The organism is Nocardia donostiensis (assembly GCF_002081715.1).
Taxonomy (GTDB): Bacteria; Actinomycetota; Actinomycetes; order Mycobacteriales; family Mycobacteriaceae; genus Nocardia; species Nocardia donostiensis.
Genome location: NZ_MUKP01000006.1, coordinates 108,116 through 122,689 on the forward strand (window position 1 = coordinate 108,116; position 14,574 = coordinate 122,689).

Annotated in this window: 14 protein-coding genes, 1 tRNA gene and 2 pseudogenes; 7 read left to right on the plus strand and 10 right to left on the minus strand. The window is 65.3% G+C overall.

The features are described from left to right. The first annotated feature begins 183 nt into the window (after positions 1 to 183). Positions 184 to 255, plus strand: a tRNA-Gly gene (locus tag B0T44_RS06090). 133 nt (positions 256 to 388) lie between these two features. Here the strand turns inward: B0T44_RS06090 and B0T44_RS06095 are convergent. From B0T44_RS06095 to dhaK, 5 genes are all read right to left on the minus strand, one after another. Further along, positions 389 to 1,192, minus strand: coding sequence for a CE1 family esterase (locus tag B0T44_RS06095; protein ID WP_077115349.1), 804 nt, complete (start codon positions 1,190 to 1,192; stop codon positions 389 to 391). A gap of 198 nt (positions 1,193 to 1,390) precedes the next feature. Then, a complete protein-coding gene (locus B0T44_RS06100) occupies positions 1,391 to 2,263 on the minus strand; it encodes an SAM-dependent methyltransferase (RefSeq protein WP_077115348.1) in 873 nt (290 codons plus the stop codon). 124 nt (positions 2,264 to 2,387) lie between these two features. Next, positions 2,388 to 4,871, minus strand: a complete 2,484-nt coding sequence (gene ptsP / locus B0T44_RS06105) for a phosphoenolpyruvate--protein phosphotransferase (protein WP_077115347.1) — start codon at positions 4,869 to 4,871, stop codon at positions 2,388 to 2,390. Beyond that, positions 4,868 to 5,488 (minus strand): dihydroxyacetone kinase subunit DhaL, encoded by a 621-nt coding sequence (gene dhaL, locus B0T44_RS06110; protein WP_077115346.1) that lies wholly within the window; start codon positions 5,486 to 5,488, stop codon positions 4,868 to 4,870. The genes ptsP and dhaL overlap by 4 nt, the downstream gene beginning before the upstream one ends. 2 nt (positions 5,489 to 5,490) lie before the next feature. Next, positions 5,491 to 6,489, minus strand: coding sequence for a dihydroxyacetone kinase subunit DhaK (dhaK, locus tag B0T44_RS06115; protein ID WP_077115345.1), 999 nt, complete (start codon positions 6,487 to 6,489; stop codon positions 5,491 to 5,493). Positions 6,490 to 7,060: 571 nt separating this feature from the next. Between dhaK and B0T44_RS06120 the strand changes: the two genes are divergently transcribed. From B0T44_RS06120 to B0T44_RS06130, 3 genes are all read left to right on the plus strand, one after another. Beyond that, the gene (locus B0T44_RS06120; protein ID WP_077115473.1) at positions 7,061 to 7,807 is read left to right on the plus strand and encodes an IclR family transcriptional regulator; all 747 of its coding nucleotides are present in this window, start codon (positions 7,061 to 7,063) and stop codon (positions 7,805 to 7,807) included. 377 nt (positions 7,808 to 8,184) lie between these two features. Then, positions 8,185 to 8,802 (plus strand): DUF8020 domain-containing protein, encoded by a 618-nt coding sequence (locus B0T44_RS06125; RefSeq protein WP_077115344.1) that lies wholly within the window; start codon positions 8,185 to 8,187, stop codon positions 8,800 to 8,802. Positions 8,803 to 9,221: 419 nt separating this feature from the next. Further along, the gene (locus B0T44_RS06130; RefSeq protein ID WP_077115343.1) at positions 9,222 to 10,091 is read left to right on the plus strand and encodes a helix-turn-helix domain-containing protein; all 870 of its coding nucleotides are present in this window, start codon (positions 9,222 to 9,224) and stop codon (positions 10,089 to 10,091) included. Here the strand turns inward: B0T44_RS06130 and B0T44_RS06135 are convergent. Then, positions 10,072 to 11,265: an MFS transporter gene (locus tag B0T44_RS06135; RefSeq protein ID WP_077115472.1), complete on the minus strand. Its 1,194-nt coding sequence runs from the start codon at positions 11,263 to 11,265 to the stop codon at positions 10,072 to 10,074. The two genes, B0T44_RS06130 and B0T44_RS06135, sit on opposite strands and share 20 nt — an antisense overlap. 223 nt (positions 11,266 to 11,488) lie before the next feature. Here B0T44_RS06135 and B0T44_RS06140 point away from each other — a divergent pair, with 223 nt between their 5' ends. Together B0T44_RS06140 and B0T44_RS28485 are read left to right on the plus strand one after the other, a co-directional pair. Then, the gene (locus B0T44_RS06140; protein WP_077115342.1) at positions 11,489 to 12,019 is read left to right on the plus strand and encodes a hypothetical protein; all 531 of its coding nucleotides are present in this window, start codon (positions 11,489 to 11,491) and stop codon (positions 12,017 to 12,019) included. A gap of 2 nt (positions 12,020 to 12,021) precedes the next feature. Continuing rightward, a pseudogene (locus B0T44_RS28485) lies at positions 12,022 to 12,177 on the plus strand (hypothetical protein); the annotation flags it as partial. A gap of 60 nt (positions 12,178 to 12,237) precedes the next feature. Here B0T44_RS28485 and B0T44_RS06150 read toward each other — a convergent pair. Further along, positions 12,238 to 12,681 carry a nitroreductase family deazaflavin-dependent oxidoreductase gene (locus B0T44_RS06150; RefSeq protein WP_077115471.1) on the minus strand — a complete coding sequence of 148 codons (444 nt, stop codon included), beginning with the start codon at positions 12,679 to 12,681 and terminating at the stop codon, positions 12,238 to 12,240. A 98-nt stretch (positions 12,682 to 12,779) separates the two neighbouring features. Here B0T44_RS06150 and B0T44_RS26360 point away from each other — a divergent pair. Beyond that, a pseudogene (locus B0T44_RS26360) lies at positions 12,780 to 12,872 on the plus strand (NUDIX domain-containing protein); the annotation flags it as partial. 41 nt (positions 12,873 to 12,913) lie between these two features. Here the strand turns inward: B0T44_RS26360 and B0T44_RS26365 are convergent. The 3 genes from B0T44_RS26365 to B0T44_RS06165 all read right to left on the minus strand — a co-directional run bounded on the left by B0T44_RS26365 (position 12,914) and on the right by B0T44_RS06165 (position 14,463). Next, entirely contained in the window at positions 12,914 to 13,390 is a 477-nt protein-coding gene (locus tag B0T44_RS26365) for a hypothetical protein (protein ID WP_077115341.1), read from the minus strand. Further along, entirely contained in the window at positions 13,387 to 13,704 is a 318-nt protein-coding gene (locus tag B0T44_RS06160; protein ID WP_077115340.1) for a hypothetical protein, read from the minus strand. The genes B0T44_RS26365 and B0T44_RS06160 overlap by 4 nt, the downstream gene beginning before the upstream one ends. Positions 13,705 to 13,773: 69 nt before the next feature. Further along, positions 13,774 to 14,463 (minus strand): DJ-1/PfpI family protein, encoded by a 690-nt coding sequence (locus tag B0T44_RS06165; protein ID WP_077115339.1) that lies wholly within the window; start codon positions 14,461 to 14,463, stop codon positions 13,774 to 13,776. Positions 14,464 to 14,574: the final 111 nt, after the last annotated feature.

The following is a 14,574-nucleotide window of genomic DNA, read 5'->3' on the forward strand; positions in this document are numbered from 1 at the left end:
TCAGCTTCTTGCTCCAAGCTCAACAACTCCATCGATCACACGAGGTGCGAATGTGCTGCGATGCATCCCCGAGATCCGGGTTCAAGTCCCGGTGGCGGCTCTCCGTGCCGCTGTGGCGTAAAGGCAACGCGCGGGGTTACTCAACATGACGCACGCTCGCATGCTCGGCGATCACAGGTGGGGCAAACGATAGCTCATCTGGTAGAGCATCGGATTTCCACTCCGAGGGTAGTGGGTTCGAATCCCACTCGTTGATCAGGAAGGGCCGGGAAGGGTAATCCCGGCCCTTCCGCCTGTCGTTCCCTCGTTGCCGCGCTCAGCTTCTCACTGGCCGGACTCTCCCCGGTGAGGTCCCTCGTCACGCTTGCGACGAAGGAGCTCTTCCGTGTTATGGGCGTGGGTGGGCTTGGAACAACTGCCACATCCGGTTCAGCATGTCGGTGCGCTCCGGACCAACCGGCCAGAAATGGCTGCCGCCCTTGTAGACGCGCCACAGTACCCGGGTGCCGGAAGCGCAGTCCCAGCGCTTGGATTCCTTGACATTGATCCCGCCGTCGGGTTGCTCGTTCTGGCACGGGCGGTTTTCCCAGCTCCAGTACATGACATGGGTGTAGGCGAGAGCCTGGTCCACCATCTCGTCCTTCTCCGAGGCGAACACTCCCCAGGAGACCGGGCGCGAGGGGACGCAACCCGCAGGCGGGGGCGCGGGTGCGTATACCGCGCCCGAAGCGAAGATGTCCGCGTGCGTGCACGCCACGCGGGACGCCATCTGTCCACCGTTGGAGTGGCCCGAAAGATGGATGCGTTTCGGATCCACACAGTATTTCGCGCTGACGTCGGCCACCACCTTCTTGATATGGGTGATGTCATAGGCGCCCGCGCCGGCGTCCCAACCCCAACCCGAGCCCTCCGGTTTGCTGCCGCGCGGATAGACCACGATGGCCTTCTTCTGATCGGCGAACCCGCTCCAACCCGACGCGGATTCGATGCCTTGGGGGGTGCCGTAGCCGCCGTGGATGACGACCACAAGAGGCGCGCCACTGGCGGGTATTCCGGCGGGAACCCGGACGCGATAGTACCGGCCGTCGAAGTTGTCGACCTGCTTGGTGTGATTGGTCGGCGTGGTCGAACACGCGGCCGCCATGGTGTCCGGGTCTTCGTCGGCATTGGCTGGACCCGCTGCGAATCCCACGAGTGATAGCGCCACGCATGATGCGCCGAAGAGCGCAGCCAGGCGATTAGTCAGAGAGGACGCCACAGAAACTCCTTGTGTGCGAAAAGAATTGCGATTCGCACGTTATACGAACAGTTGTGTTCGTAGAGGCGGTTCTTCCGACTGGGTGAGCGGAACCCACTGAGAGACCAGTTCAGAGGGAGCATGTGGGGCGTCTCAGCTTGTAGGCCCGGGTTTGCGCGCGAGGGCGCCGAGGAGTAAACGTTGCTCGATCGAGGGCAGACAGACCGGTGGCCCGTCCGGCCACCACTTGCCGGCTTCGACCAGGCCAGGGGGCAGCAGTTCCAGGCCCGCCAACATCGCGGTGATTTCCTCGCGGCTACGGAACCACCCGGAACCCAGGCTGCTCTCCACATGCCGCCGCTGCAACTCGACGGCCAACTCCTCGGCCGCACCAACGTCGCACGGGTTCCAGAAATGGGTGATCACCACATACGAGCCACCGGGTAGCAGGTCGAGGAGTCCTCGCATGACCCCGGCCGGGTCCAAGCTGTCGTCGATATGGTGCAGCAATCCGCACACCAGCACACCGACAGGGCGGGCCAGGTCGATGCGCGCCCGCAGTTGCGGGTTGTCGAGCAGTGCGAACGGTTCCAGAACGCTGCCCCGCAGGTAAGTGCTGATCTCGTTGTCCCAGTAGGCCATTCCGTGCGCAACGCAGAGAGGATCGTTGTCGACATACACCACCGGTGCCCGGTCCGCGGTAGACCGTGCGGCGTGGCGGGGGTTGACAATCTCATGGGTAGCGCGGCCAGGGCCGTGGGTGGGCAGCCCGGCACCGATGTCGAGGAACTGGTCGATACCGGCGTGGGTGAGGTAGCGCAGGACGCGTTCCTGGAATCGACGGCCCGCGATGAGGGTATTTCGCCAGCGGGGCGCAACCGCCGTGATGCTGTCACACACGGCCCGGTCGACGTCGTAGTTGTCTTTCCCGCCCAGGGTGGCGTCGTAGACGCGGGAGATGCTGGCCCTCGTACTGTCGACCCCGACTGGATCGCGGACGCCGGGTGTCGATGAATCCTCGGTCATATGTGGGCTCCGTGGTGTAGTGGAGGGCGTAGTAGCGACGACGGTCCGCATATCTCACCGTCTCGGGGTGCTCGGCTTTCCCGCGGGCCATGACGCGGTCGACTTCGTCTTGCAGCCGGTAGGTTCAGCCCCGGACTGCCGCGGCGGATTCACAGCTGAGAGCACGTGCGGCAGCTGCACGGCATTCCCGCAGGTCCAGTTCCCGCACGGCCGCTTTGACGAGGGGGACCGCAGGTGGGGTGACACTCAGTTCGGTCACGCCCAGCCCGAGGAGCAGTGGTATCGCGGTGGGGTCGGCGGCGACCTCACCGCACACCGCGACTCTGGTGTCGCCCGCACCGCGGCACACATGATCGATGAGGTGGAGTACGCCCGGGTCGAGCGGGTCCGCCAGATCTGCGACGGATTCGTTGCCCCGTTCGGTGGCAAGGGTGTACTGGGCGAGGTCGTTGGTGCCGATGCTGAAGAAGTCGACGAGCTGGGCAAAAACCGCAGCTTTCGTTGCGACTGCGGGCACTTCGACCATGATCCCGACCTCGATGTCGATACCGGGCGGGGCTATGTCGGCGAGGAGGGCCCGGGCAGCACGCACCTCGTCGACGACGGTGACCATCGGAAACATCACGCTCACCGGATGGTCGGCGGCTACGCGGACGATGGCCTGCAATTGGTCACGCAGGAGTTGCGGGAACGCCAGCGCGAAACGGATGCCACGCAGCCCGAGGAAAGGGTTGTGTTCCTGAGGTTGAGAAAGATATGGCAGCGGCTTGTCACCACCCACGTCCAAGGTGCGCAGGACGATCCGACGGCCCTCGAAGGACTGTGCGATCTCGCGGTATACCTGCTCCTGTTCATCGACCGACGGCGCGTGTTCACGCCCCAGGAACAGGAATTCCGTTCGCACGAGGCCGGCGAGATCGGCACCTGCGCGCACCGCATGAGCGGCTTCGGCGACATGGCCGATATTGGCCGCGACATGCACGGTGAGACCGTCCCGCATCGTCGCTACCTGACCCGCGGTGGACTCTGCGAGCAGTCGTTGACGGCGCTGTTCGCTCGCGCGTGTCTTGAATTTCGCGAGGACGTCGGTCTCGGGATCGACAGCGAGTTCACCTGTTCCTCCGTCGAGGGCAATGATGACCCCTGCAGGGACTCGCAGGATTTCCTCACCCGCGGCGTGCACCGAGGGGATGCCCTTGGCACGGGTGATGATCGCTGCGTGTGATGTCGGGCTCCCATGCGCGAGAACGATTCCCGTGACAATTGATGGGTCGAGGCCGGAGGCCTGGGCGGGTGTCAAATCGGTGGCGAGAAGAATGCCCGGACGGCTGACGACCTCGGTGTCGTGACCGAGTAGAACAGCCAGTACTTGGTCCCGTACCGCCCGTAGGTCGGCAGCACGGGCCCGAAGGTAGGGATCTGATAGTGCTTCGAGCTCGTCGGCGGCGGTATCGAGAGAGGATGCCCAGGCCGTGGCCGCGGAAGCGCCGTTGTCGATCCGGCGGTGTGCGTCGGCAACCAGTTCCTCGTCTTCGAGCAGCAACAGGTGGGCCTGGAAAACCTCGGGCTCGGGCGACGGCTGCTGGTGCAGACGTGCGTCTTCCGCGGCGCCGATATGGGCGCGGAGGCGATTCTTCGTGCGGGCAAGAGCGCCATTGAGCAGGTGTCGTTCGGCGCCCGGTGGCCCGCTCGGCTGATCAGGTAGCGCGATCTCTGTCAGCTCGAGTTGCCACGCCGGGCCGATCCCTATGCCGGGCGAGGCGGGCAAGGGGGCCGTTGATGCTGTCGTCGTCCCAGCGGCCGATCGTTCGGTGAGCCCGGGCTCGGTGCTTGTGTCGCGCGGAGACGAAGTGGGCGCGTCGGCGATCTTTTCGTCGAAGCGACGTTGCGCAAGTTCCACCAGTCGATTCAGTGCGACCTCGGCGTCGGGGCCTGTTGCTGTCGCTTCGATCGTGTGGCCGGTCAGTGCTCCCAGCGCCGCGATACGACTCAGGCTTCGTCCCGCTGCGGGACCGGCGCCGTTTGCCAGATTACGCAACCGGACTTCGCAGTCGAGACCACGGAGTGCGGCTACGATCCGTGATGCTGGACGTGCGTGCAGCCCGTGTTCGTTGTCGACAGTGAACGATGCGCGGGCCGAATCCGCGGCGTGCTGGTCTGCTGGTGCTGACGGCTCGGTACCGGCATCGAGACCGAGTTGAGCTCGTTTGCCCAGCAGTGCGTTTTCGGCTTCGTTCGCTGCCTCGGTCAGTGTCGCACCTCCCGCCGCCGCGACCGATGCGGCCACGAGGCCCTCGACGAGCGGGGCGGCGCACAGCTTCACCTCGGGTGCGGTCGGCATCAGGTCGAGAGCGAGTTCGGCAGACAGGATCGCGCTGCCCAGATCCATGAGGACGAGGACACCTTCGCCGGTGTCGGCTGCGGCGATAGCGTCCGCGACGGCCAGCGCGTCGGTACCGAGGAGGGCTTTATCGTCTCCGGAGGGTTCCTCGGCGAGTCCCGCCGCGATTTCGATGCGGACTCGTTCACCGTGCAGCATCTGCGTGGCCAGATCGACGGCGGCATGCGCGAGGGGGCGACTGTGGGAGACAACGACTATTCCGATCACCGCAGCACCTCTCGTGCCGCGCGCACGAGCAGCGTCGCACTGGTCGCACCCGGGTCTTGATGGCCGACGCTGCGCTCTCCCAGGTATGAGGCACGCCCCTTGCGGGCAGGCATGAGGATTGTCGCGTCACGACCGGCCTCGGCAGCGCGGAGCGCGGCATCGAGAGACTCGGCGAAATCGGCGCCTTCACCGAGCCTTTCATCGAAGGCTTGGACGGCCGGTGCCAGAGCGTCGTACATGGTTTTGTCGCCGGTTTCGGGCTTACCGCGTGCGACGATGCCGTCGACGCCGGCGCGGAATGCCTTGGCGAAGGTCGCCGCATCGAGGCTGTCGCTGTCGACAGCAGCGGCGAACCGGAGGAAGAAGGTGCCGTACAGCGGGCCGCTTGCGCCGCCGATGGTGCGGATCAACACCATACCGGCCTGTTTCAGGGTTTCCGCTGGTCCACCGGGCGCCGTTTCGGTCAGCGCCGCGACGACTGCGGCGGTGCCGCGGTGGATGTTGCTGCCGTGATCAGCGTCGCCGATCGCGGCATCGAGTTCGGTGAGCAGTTCGGCATTGTCTTCGGCCAAGGCTGCGAATGCGCTCAGCCACTGGATCGGATCGAGGTCGGTCATCGTCACACTCCCCAACGCAGGGCCGGCGTCTGGACCGGCGCGTCCCACAGGTTGATCAGTTCGTCGTCGACTCGGGTCAGGGTGACCGAGCATCCGGCCATGTCCAACGACGTCATATAGGGGCCGACCAAACTCCGGGCGATCTCGATTCCATGCGAGCACAGAATCCGCGAAACCTCGCCGTACATCACATACAACTCGAGCAGAGGAGTGCCGCCCATCCCGTTGAGGAAGCAGATGATCCGGTCGCCTCGGGTGAAAGGCAGGTCGGCGAGGATCGGCTCGGTCAGCATTTCGGCGATCTCGCGCGCCGCGGCGAGCGGTGCGCGCTTACGGCCCGGTTCGCCGTGGATACCGACCCCGATCTCCACCTCGTCCGCCCCCAGGGCGAAGGTCGCCTTACCCGCTGCGGGCACCGTGCAGGAGGTCAACGCCACGCCCATGCTCCGCGAGTTCGCGTTCACCGCGCGGGCAATCGCCGAAACCTCCGGCAGGGGTCGGCCTTCGTCCGCGGCAGCACCTGCGATCTTCTCCAGAATCACGGTGGCCCCGACACCACGTCGGCCTGCGGTGTGCGAACTGTCCTGCACCGCAACGTCGTCGTCCACCACCACCGATGCGACTTCGACACCGGCTTCGGCCGCCAGTTCCGCCGCCATCTCGAAGTTCAGCACATCACCGGTGTAGTTCTTCACGATGTGCAGGACCCCGGCCCCCGCCGCCACCGCCGTGGTGGCGGCCAGGATCTGATCGGGTACCGGAGAAGTGAATATCTCACCGGCGCAGGCGGCGTCGAGCATGCCGCGCCCGACGAATCCGGCGTGCATCGGTTCGTGCCCGGAACCACCGCCCGACACCAGACCCACTTTGCCTGCGACCGGCGCGTCGGCGCGGATGACGATGCGGTTCTTCTCATCCACTCGGATCTCCGAATGCGCGGCCGACATCCCCGCCAGTAGATCATCAACCACATCGGCTGGTTCGTTGATGAGTTTCTTCATTCCCACTCCCTTCGGGAAGACGCGGTGGCCGCTATAGGTGATAGACACTGCGGTGTGCCGTGTCGAATAACATTCGACATTGTCGAATGTTAGCTCTGGCCTTTCAGTGTTGTCCACACCACAACCAGCGGTCGACTCCCCCCGGCCGACGCTGCGCGAGCGCCACTTTCGACATGTGGCCGCAGCGGATTGCACCGCCGAACAGGCCGGAACGCGTCGCCGAGGGAACTTGCCCGGCGGGCCGGCGCCAGCGTCACAGCCGGATTGATGCACGCCCTGAACCCAAGTACACCGTCGCAGCCACGACTACCCCGAAGGGCAGCGAGATGATGCCGAGGTCGGCCATGGCGAGAGGTGTAACCCCGTTGATAATGAGCATCGCCGGGACCGCCCCGACGCCGATGAAAACAAGGAATGCCGTGCCGAGCACTTCTGCCGCGAATCGTTGCGGCGTTCACGAAGCCTCCAAAGGGAACCTCAAAACTGTCGTGAGATTTTCGATAATCTCGAATGAGGTTCGTAGAATACGAGGGTGTCACCTAGATCACAAGAGCCTATGGAAGGGGGTCGCGTGATCCAGTCCGTCGACCGAGCTGTCCGCATCCTGTTCGCCTTGCAGGGCGCACGACAGATGACGCTGTCCGAGCTGGCAGCGAAAGTAGATTTGGCAGCGACCACCGTACACGGCATCGTGCGCACATTGGCTGCACACGGCGTGGTCGTCCAGGAACCAGGGGGTGGGCGTTATCAGCTCGGTCCGGCAGTGTTGCGACTGGGCAACGTTTATCTCGACACACTCGATCTTCGGGCCCGATCGCTGACTTGGACCCATGAACTCGCGCACCGGACCGGCCGCGCTGTACGCGTGGGCGTGCTCTTCGACAACGATGTCGTGATCATCCACCATGAGCCCAGCCCCGACGGAAGCCGTCAAATGCCCGAGATCGGTATCGAAATCCCCGCGCACGCGAGCGCTTTGGGCAAGGCGTTGCTAGCTTTCCTGCCGAGAGTTGAACTGGGGACCCTGCGCAGCATGACCGGGGAGACGATCACCACGACCGAGGACCTCACCGAGCAGCTACGCCCAGTCGTGGCTTCGGGTATCGCCTACGAACGCGATGAGGCCGTTCTCGGCGAATCCGTCATCGCGGCAACAATATTCGACCGAACAGGCACCGCGGTCGGAGCTGTGGGTGTGGTGCTACCCACCTCGGACTTGCCCGCTCCCGAGTCCACCGTCGACGCGGTCCGCACCACTGCGCAGACCATCTCGCGCGAGCTGGGGGCCGCCCGGTGGCCGGTACCGCCCGGCAGTTGAGCGATCTCCACGACGTCGGAAACTCAGCGAGAAATCCCTGATTCGTCATGCCCCGAGACCGGAGTAGCCTCACCTGGTGACACGGCGGCCGGGGTCGTGCTCGGGCTCGGGCTCGGTCTGCTCAACCGGGTGTTCCTCCTCGCCGTCGGTCGACGATCGCGTCACCTCACCGCACACGGCTCCTGACCCGCCGCCACGATCTTCGGATGCCACCTGCGGCGAACCGACTGCCACCGACTGCTATCCGGTCGGTTGCATGGGAAACAGAAGTGCAGTGACTTCGAACTGGGTGTGGCGTACCACACCCCATTGAATTCGACGCCTAAGGTCTGACTCGGTCCGCCCATCAGGGGCAGCTGAGTGAAGGGATTCGAAGAATGAAGTTCGAGAAAATCACTGCTGCCGTTTTCATGGCCGTCTCGGCCGTGAGTATCACTGCGGCAACCGCCCAGGCAAAGCCGGCCATAACCGAGCAGCCGACTACGGTGACCACGGGGGGCACAATTTTCGGTGTGGATCATGGAATCAACTACCAGATCACCGTTTCGCCAGTCGACAAGACCATTGTCACCACTGTCGAGAACGGCAAGTTCGAGATCGCGCAGAACGGTGCGGTGGTGCTCGAGTCCAGCGACGGAGCGGCCGTGATCGAAGTGCCGCAACGGTACGCCGTCGCCGGGCGTTCCATCGCAATTGCGCAGCACATCGGTGCGGACGGCCGCACCCTGACGCTGACACCGACCCCGACAGCAGAAGATGTTGCGCATCTGAAGGACATCAGCTCCTACGACCGGCTGCAGGAGCAAATCAACAAGAACCTGCCCGGCGTCGTCAGCGGTGCCATCGTGGGCGGCCTTCTCGGGGCGATTCCCTCTTTGTTCTTCTGGATCAGCATCCCCGTGGGTGTGCTGATCGGCGGAATTGTCGGCGGATACATTCAGGGCGGCCCGGAATTCCTCGACGCTGTACAGGCGTTCGTCACCGGCCAGCCGTGATCACGGGCGGGTGAAATAGCGGCCAACTGGTCGGGAGTCGAGGAGCATCTGCGAGAAATCGGAGTTCGGTGGTAATCGTCGAGAATCCAACGAAGTTCGGCATATCCCCTGGTAGGGGTGATCTATCGGTGGCGCCTTCTCGGGCCGGCGCCACGACGATCACCTCGACCTCGGGCCCGAAACCAGCATGGCCACCGCCGCCCGCATACTGCGCACCTACACGCTGAAACATCCGGATCTCCGGCGGCGGATTGTGGGTCGGCGAGCATGGTGACCGAGAGCGATCCCAGTACCATCGGCAACCGCGGCCGGTGGATCCGCACCACGAACCGCACATCTCCCATCGGAATCACGGTCCTTCACCAACACCGAACCAGCGCCGCGCTACCGTGGAACCGGCAAGATCGGCACCGAGAAGGATGTGCACAGTGACACTGGTCGATCCGGGCCCGGGTGGCCTCGATAATGTTCTGGCCGATCTGCGGTGGAGATTCGTCCAGCGCGATGTGTTCGCACTCGAGCCGGACCGATGGCAGTTCCTGGCGGGCGAGCCGAGTGCGCTCCTCGTCACCGAGGGCCTGATTCGGGTCGAAGGCCTGGATGAGACCGAGGATCTCGCGCACGGGGATTTCCTGTTCGTCCCGCGTAGCTGCCGTTTCGCCCTCAACGCCCTGTCGGAAGCTCGGGTTCTGCGGATTCAGCTCGCTCCGGTCACCACGGGCGGCGCCATGGACGCGCTGCCGTCGCGTGTGTTACTGACCGAGTTCACCCGGCATACTCCCCTGGCCGCAACGATGATGCAGCATCTCGTCGAAGAATGCCGAGACCCCCGCGGAGTGCAAGGCGACCGGGTATCCACCTTGATCGCATCGATGGCGATCGAAACCTGGCATGCCCGCGGCTGCGCCCCGAAGCGGTGGCTGCTGCGCGTGAACGAGCCGGGAATCGCGCGGGCGGTGGCCGCCATGCACGCCGACCCCGGGCAGGATTGGACCGTGGAAGCGCTCGCGCGGGTCGCGTTGGCGTCGAGATCCGGGTTCGCGGCCCGGTTCCAGGTGGCGACGGGCCTCACACCGGGGCGTTATCTGACGAAACTGCGGATCGAGCGGGCGCAACGGTTCCTGGCCGAGCAGGAGATTTCGGTGGGTGCCCTCGCCCGGCAACTCGGTTATCGGTCGGAGACCGCGTTCGGGCGGGCATTTCGCCGGTATACAGGCCGCACGCCGTCGGAGTGGCGGCGCGCAGCCCGAGTGCCGGTGATGGAGCGGGCTACCGCGGCGCCCTGCTGAGCGAGATCCGGATCAGGACGCCGCCGATCACCGCCGCGGCTGCGGCCAGGCCGTAGGTGGCGGCGAGCCCGATACCGTCCACGCCGCGGCCGCCGACCGCGGAACCCAGGATGATCGCAAGCTGGAAACCGGCCACCACCAGCCCGCTTCCGGCCTCCACCCGGTCGGGGAGCATACGGGAAACCCACACCTGCACGAGGTTCAGGATGCCGCCGAACGCGGCACCCCACAGCACTGTTGCCAGATAGCCCAGGGCGGGAAAACCACCGGAGGCGATGATCGCGATCAGGGACAGCCCGATGGCAGCCGGTATCGCAGGCAGCAGCACACCCAGTTGCCGATCGGCCAGCGCGCCGAGGACGAAATTGCCGATCAGACCGCCGATTCCGAACATCGCGAGCAGTACCGGGATCATCGCAGGCCCGGCGCCCAGGAGTTCGGCCAGCGCCGGCCGCACATAGGTATACCCCGCGAAATGTCCACCGATCACGGCGACCACGCTGACCAGGCCCAGCACCACTCCCGGTGCGCGAAGCGCGCTGTCCATCGCGGACAGGCCGATTCCTGGGGTCGGCGCGATGGGCGGCAGAACCAGATGCACCGCGACCGCGGTGAGCACGGTCAGTCCCGCCGTGACCACGAAAACGGTCCGCCACCCGGCGAGGGTACTGAGCAGCACACCGAGCGGTACACCGGCCACCGTCGCGACCGTGGTTCCGGCGTTCACGATCATCATCGCCTTGCCGAGCCGCGTCGCGGGCACCAGTTGCGATGCGATCACCAAGGCCATCGACCAGTAGCCTCCGACGGCGACACCGAGGAGGAGCCGCGCGATGAGCAGCAGGACGATATTCGGTGCCACGGCCACCACCATGTTGGACACCGCGGCGGCGACAGTGAGCGCCACCAGCAGCGTGCGCCGGTCGGTCCTGGGAAACACCGCACTCAGCCCGAGGGCCGCCAAGAGGGCGGTCAGGGCGGTGGCACTCACCGACAATCCGACGATTCCCTCGGCAACGTTCAAATCGACGGCGAGCGTGGTAAGTACGCCGGGAGGCAGGAATTCGGCGGTCACCAGGGAGAAACTGCCCAGGAACATGATGAACAGGGCGGGCCACGCCCGCCGGGTCGATTCCGGTGATGCTGTGCCGGGCGGCAGAGTGCTCGTTGTCATGCCCGATGCAACAAGCGGGCAGCGCCGGGCACGCGACCGAAACGCCACAGCAACCGACTCGAACGCCATGGCTGCGCTGCGCCGTGATTCGCATATGCCGACTGGTTCCGCCGTCGACTGTCCGACCGGGTGTAGGCGCCGCACAGGACCGTCGGGACGCTCCACAGCGGTCTCGGCGAAAATCGATAAGTGCAGCCCGATGAGGTCAGGCATCATAGCTGGCATGCACGACTGGCCTGCCCCGGACTCCGGCGAGCTCCCGACCCCGGAGTTGATCGCCGCGTGGGTAGCGCTCGACATCGTCCCGTGCGAACGGATCCCACTCTGGGCAGCGCACTGGCTGGTGCAGGGCTATGACGGTGAAGCGCTCCGGAAACTGGCCGGCTCGAGTGGCGCTGATCCTCATGAGGTCCGCGACATATTGCCCGCGGCGCTGGCCGACTGCACCGCAGCCATCCCGGACTCGGATGCAGCTGCGGCCCAGGTGGCGTTCACCAAGCTCGCACGCATGCACGTCGACAACCGAGCCACCGAGAGATGGGTACTGGACAAGGTTTGCGAGATCGTCGCCAGGTCCGGCTATGCCGACAGCGTCGTCGCCCTTCCGCTCGGCCAGATATTCGATATCGAAGACGAGTGGGGAGCAGGCTGGGGCCGCACCGAACAGCAACTTGCCCATGAGATCCAGAACGCATGCAGAGCTCAACTTGCCACTGATCACGAACCGTTCCAGGTTGGGGGCCGTTTATTGTGACCATGCTGGCGACGGTGTTCACGGCCGAGCGTTCCGCGGTCGCTGCGACGGACGCGCATGCGGAAATCGGTGATCCGCTGAAACAGTTGCGGGACACGGGATGGCGGGGAGGACGGGTTACCGTTGCCCGCGGGAAGGCGCGTGATCGGTACCGGCAGTGGGTGAACGCCGGCTGGCTCATGCGGCAGGTGCTGGACGATGAGGCCGAGGTGTATCGGTCAGGCGTCCTCGATACGGAACAGCGTGCAGCGGCCGGCCAGGGCGGCGAACTCGTCGGGGTCGTCGCTGGTCACGACACCGGACTTGATCATGACAGGCACACCAGTGGGGACGAGGCGCGGGAATTCGCGCAGCACCGGCTCGCTCTCGGCCGCCGGTATCTCCACCAGGCGCACGGTCCGCTTACGCCGTCCGACCTTCAGTTCCGCGGTATCGGCAGCCTGTACGTTGCGCACCCAGTCCGCGCCGGGAATACCGCCCAGAACGTATTCGACACCGTGATATTCGAACGGGGTCACCGGTGTGGTCCTTGGCTTACCCGATTTGCGCCCCGGCACGGTGAGCAACGCCATCGGCAGCGAGACACCTATCCGGCTGATAGCAACCATCGCCCGATTCATCGGTTTCAGCCAGCCGGGAATCTTGACGTCGTCGCCTGCCATCGCGTGCTCCTCCAACTCGGGCGCCTCGGTCGCACCCACAAACAGATAGCGAGCCGCTGATGCGGCTCGCTATGCGAGCGTAGCGGTTCATCATCGATATATGGGGGTGGGAACTCCCCGGCGGCTACGTCGACCATGCCGAAGACATCGCCGCGGCAGCAGCACGCGAGGCCGAAGAGGAAACAGGGTTGCGGCCCCGCGCCACTGGAACTCCACCGGTGGCGCGGGGCCGTCATACTCCCGCGGTGGAGCCGGGACGGACGATCATCAGTACGGTGACCGTGGCCCAGAGCAGGTTGAAGATGCCGGTGAGCATGGCGAGGCGGCCCGGCGTCAAAGCGGTTGGCACCGGCAACGGCGAGGCGGAACCTTCCGTCTCGGCCAGGGCGCGATCCTGGGCTGGCAGGATCAGGAGTGCCAGTACGCCAGCGGCCGTCGCGGTCAGCAGGATCGAGATGATCAGCCAGGCGTCACCGAGGACGCCGAGACTGCCGGCTGTGGCGAAGCCGAAGACGGGAACCGCGATGCCGATGCCCGCGTAAACCCGGCAGATGCGGTGCAGCGTCCGCAGGTTGGTGCGGGCGTCGCTGTCACCGGGTTCGCCGAGGGCGCGGCGCAGAATCGCGGGGAACATACTCGCGGCGACGGTGACCGGACCGATGGCGATAATGGCGACCAGGACATGCACGGACAGAAAGAACTTGGTCACGCCTGGTGCTCCGGGGCGGTCCGGCGCTCGCCGGCAACTTTCGAGGACGGGAGGCGGCCGGCCTTGGAGGTGCCCTGGAAGGTGTCTCCGTCGACTGTCACGTCGAATGCCAGGTTCAGCCGCATGGGCTTGGTGATGGCCTGCTTCCAGGTGAGTCGGTCTCCGTCGAGGAAGATGTCGGTGAGTGGCACGTCCTCACCGGTTCCGTGGGCGACGCCGGACAAAATGCCGTCCTGTTCACGGAGTTCGACCACTGCCTTGATCTTGCCGATGGGGGTGGAGATGGACATGTTCCAGGTGCCTACGACGGACATGCTGATGTATTTCCTGACTGTGCAATGGGGATGGTGAGCGGAGCGGTCGATCGGCGAAGGTCCGACTGCTCAGAAGGTGGTGGGCGTCAGACCCTGGGCGCGCCAGACGGTGCCACGCCGCTCATGCGCGAAGAGTTCCTCGACGGCGTGCGCGACGCGGGGGCCCACCTCGCGCTCCAGCAGATACAGGCCCAGATCGAGCCCGGAGGTGACGCCGGCGCCGGTGATCAGGTCGCCGTCGTCCACGATGCGGGCGTGGACCGCGTGGGCGCCGGTAGCGTCCAATATGTCCAGGCCCAGGTGATGGGTGGTGGCGTGACGTCCCTCCAGCAGACCGGCCATGGCCAGGACCAGCGAGCCGCCGCAGACGGTGGCGACCGTGATGGCCGGCGCTTTCATTGCCTGCTCGAGGAGCTCGGGCAGCTCGGTGGTCAGTGTGCGGCCCAGCAGCACCGGGATGAACTCGTCCTGTTTCCATTCGCCGGCGCCCACTTCTTCTTCTTGGACCTCGCCGGGTTCGCCCACGCGGCCGGAAGCGCCGGGCACCAGGAGCATGTCCGCGCGCTTCAGATCGAGGGCGCCGGTGGCGCGCAGTACCAGTCCTCCGGTGCCGCTGATCACCTTGCGGGGTCCTTCCGCGGAAACCAGTTCGACGGTTACCGCACCGCCCGATGCCATGCCACCGGCGTAAAGCACTTCGTAGGGGGCGATGACATCGAGCGGGTCGCAACCGTCGAACAGGACAACCTGGATGTGCATGGATGATTCCCTCGGGGTCGATTTCCATCGGACACTCCGCAGTCAACAGGCTGTCGCCGTAATCGCCCAGTGGCATTGATGACAAGTTTCAACGGTAAAATGCCAATACCT

Coding starts and splice junctions, on each gene's coding strand:
- B0T44_RS06100 (WP_077115348.1), bottom strand. CDS start 2,263: ATGACCGAGGATTCATCGACACCCGGCGTCCGCGATCCAGTCGGGGTC.
- dhaL (WP_077115346.1), bottom strand. CDS start 5,488: ATGACCGACCTCGATCCGATCCAGTGGCTGAGCGCATTCGCAGCCTTG.
- dhaK (WP_077115345.1), bottom strand. CDS start 6,489: ATGAAGAAACTCATCAACGAACCAGCCGATGTGGTTGATGATCTACTG.
- B0T44_RS06125 (WP_077115344.1), top strand. CDS start 8,185: ATGAAGTTCGAGAAAATCACTGCTGCCGTTTTCATGGCCGTCTCGGCC.
- B0T44_RS06130 (WP_077115343.1), top strand. CDS start 9,222: ATGTGCACAGTGACACTGGTCGATCCGGGCCCGGGTGGCCTCGATAAT.
- B0T44_RS06135 (WP_077115472.1), bottom strand. CDS start 11,265: ATGACAACGAGCACTCTGCCGCCCGGCACAGCATCACCGGAATCGACC.
- B0T44_RS06140 (WP_077115342.1), top strand. CDS start 11,489: ATGCACGACTGGCCTGCCCCGGACTCCGGCGAGCTCCCGACCCCGGAG.
- B0T44_RS06150 (WP_077115471.1), bottom strand. CDS start 12,681: ATGGCAGGCGACGACGTCAAGATTCCCGGCTGGCTGAAACCGATGAAT.
- B0T44_RS06160 (WP_077115340.1), bottom strand. CDS start 13,704: ATGTCCGTCGTAGGCACCTGGAACATGTCCATCTCCACCCCCATCGGC.
- B0T44_RS06165 (WP_077115339.1), bottom strand. CDS start 14,463: ATGCACATCCAGGTTGTCCTGTTCGACGGTTGCGACCCGCTCGATGTC.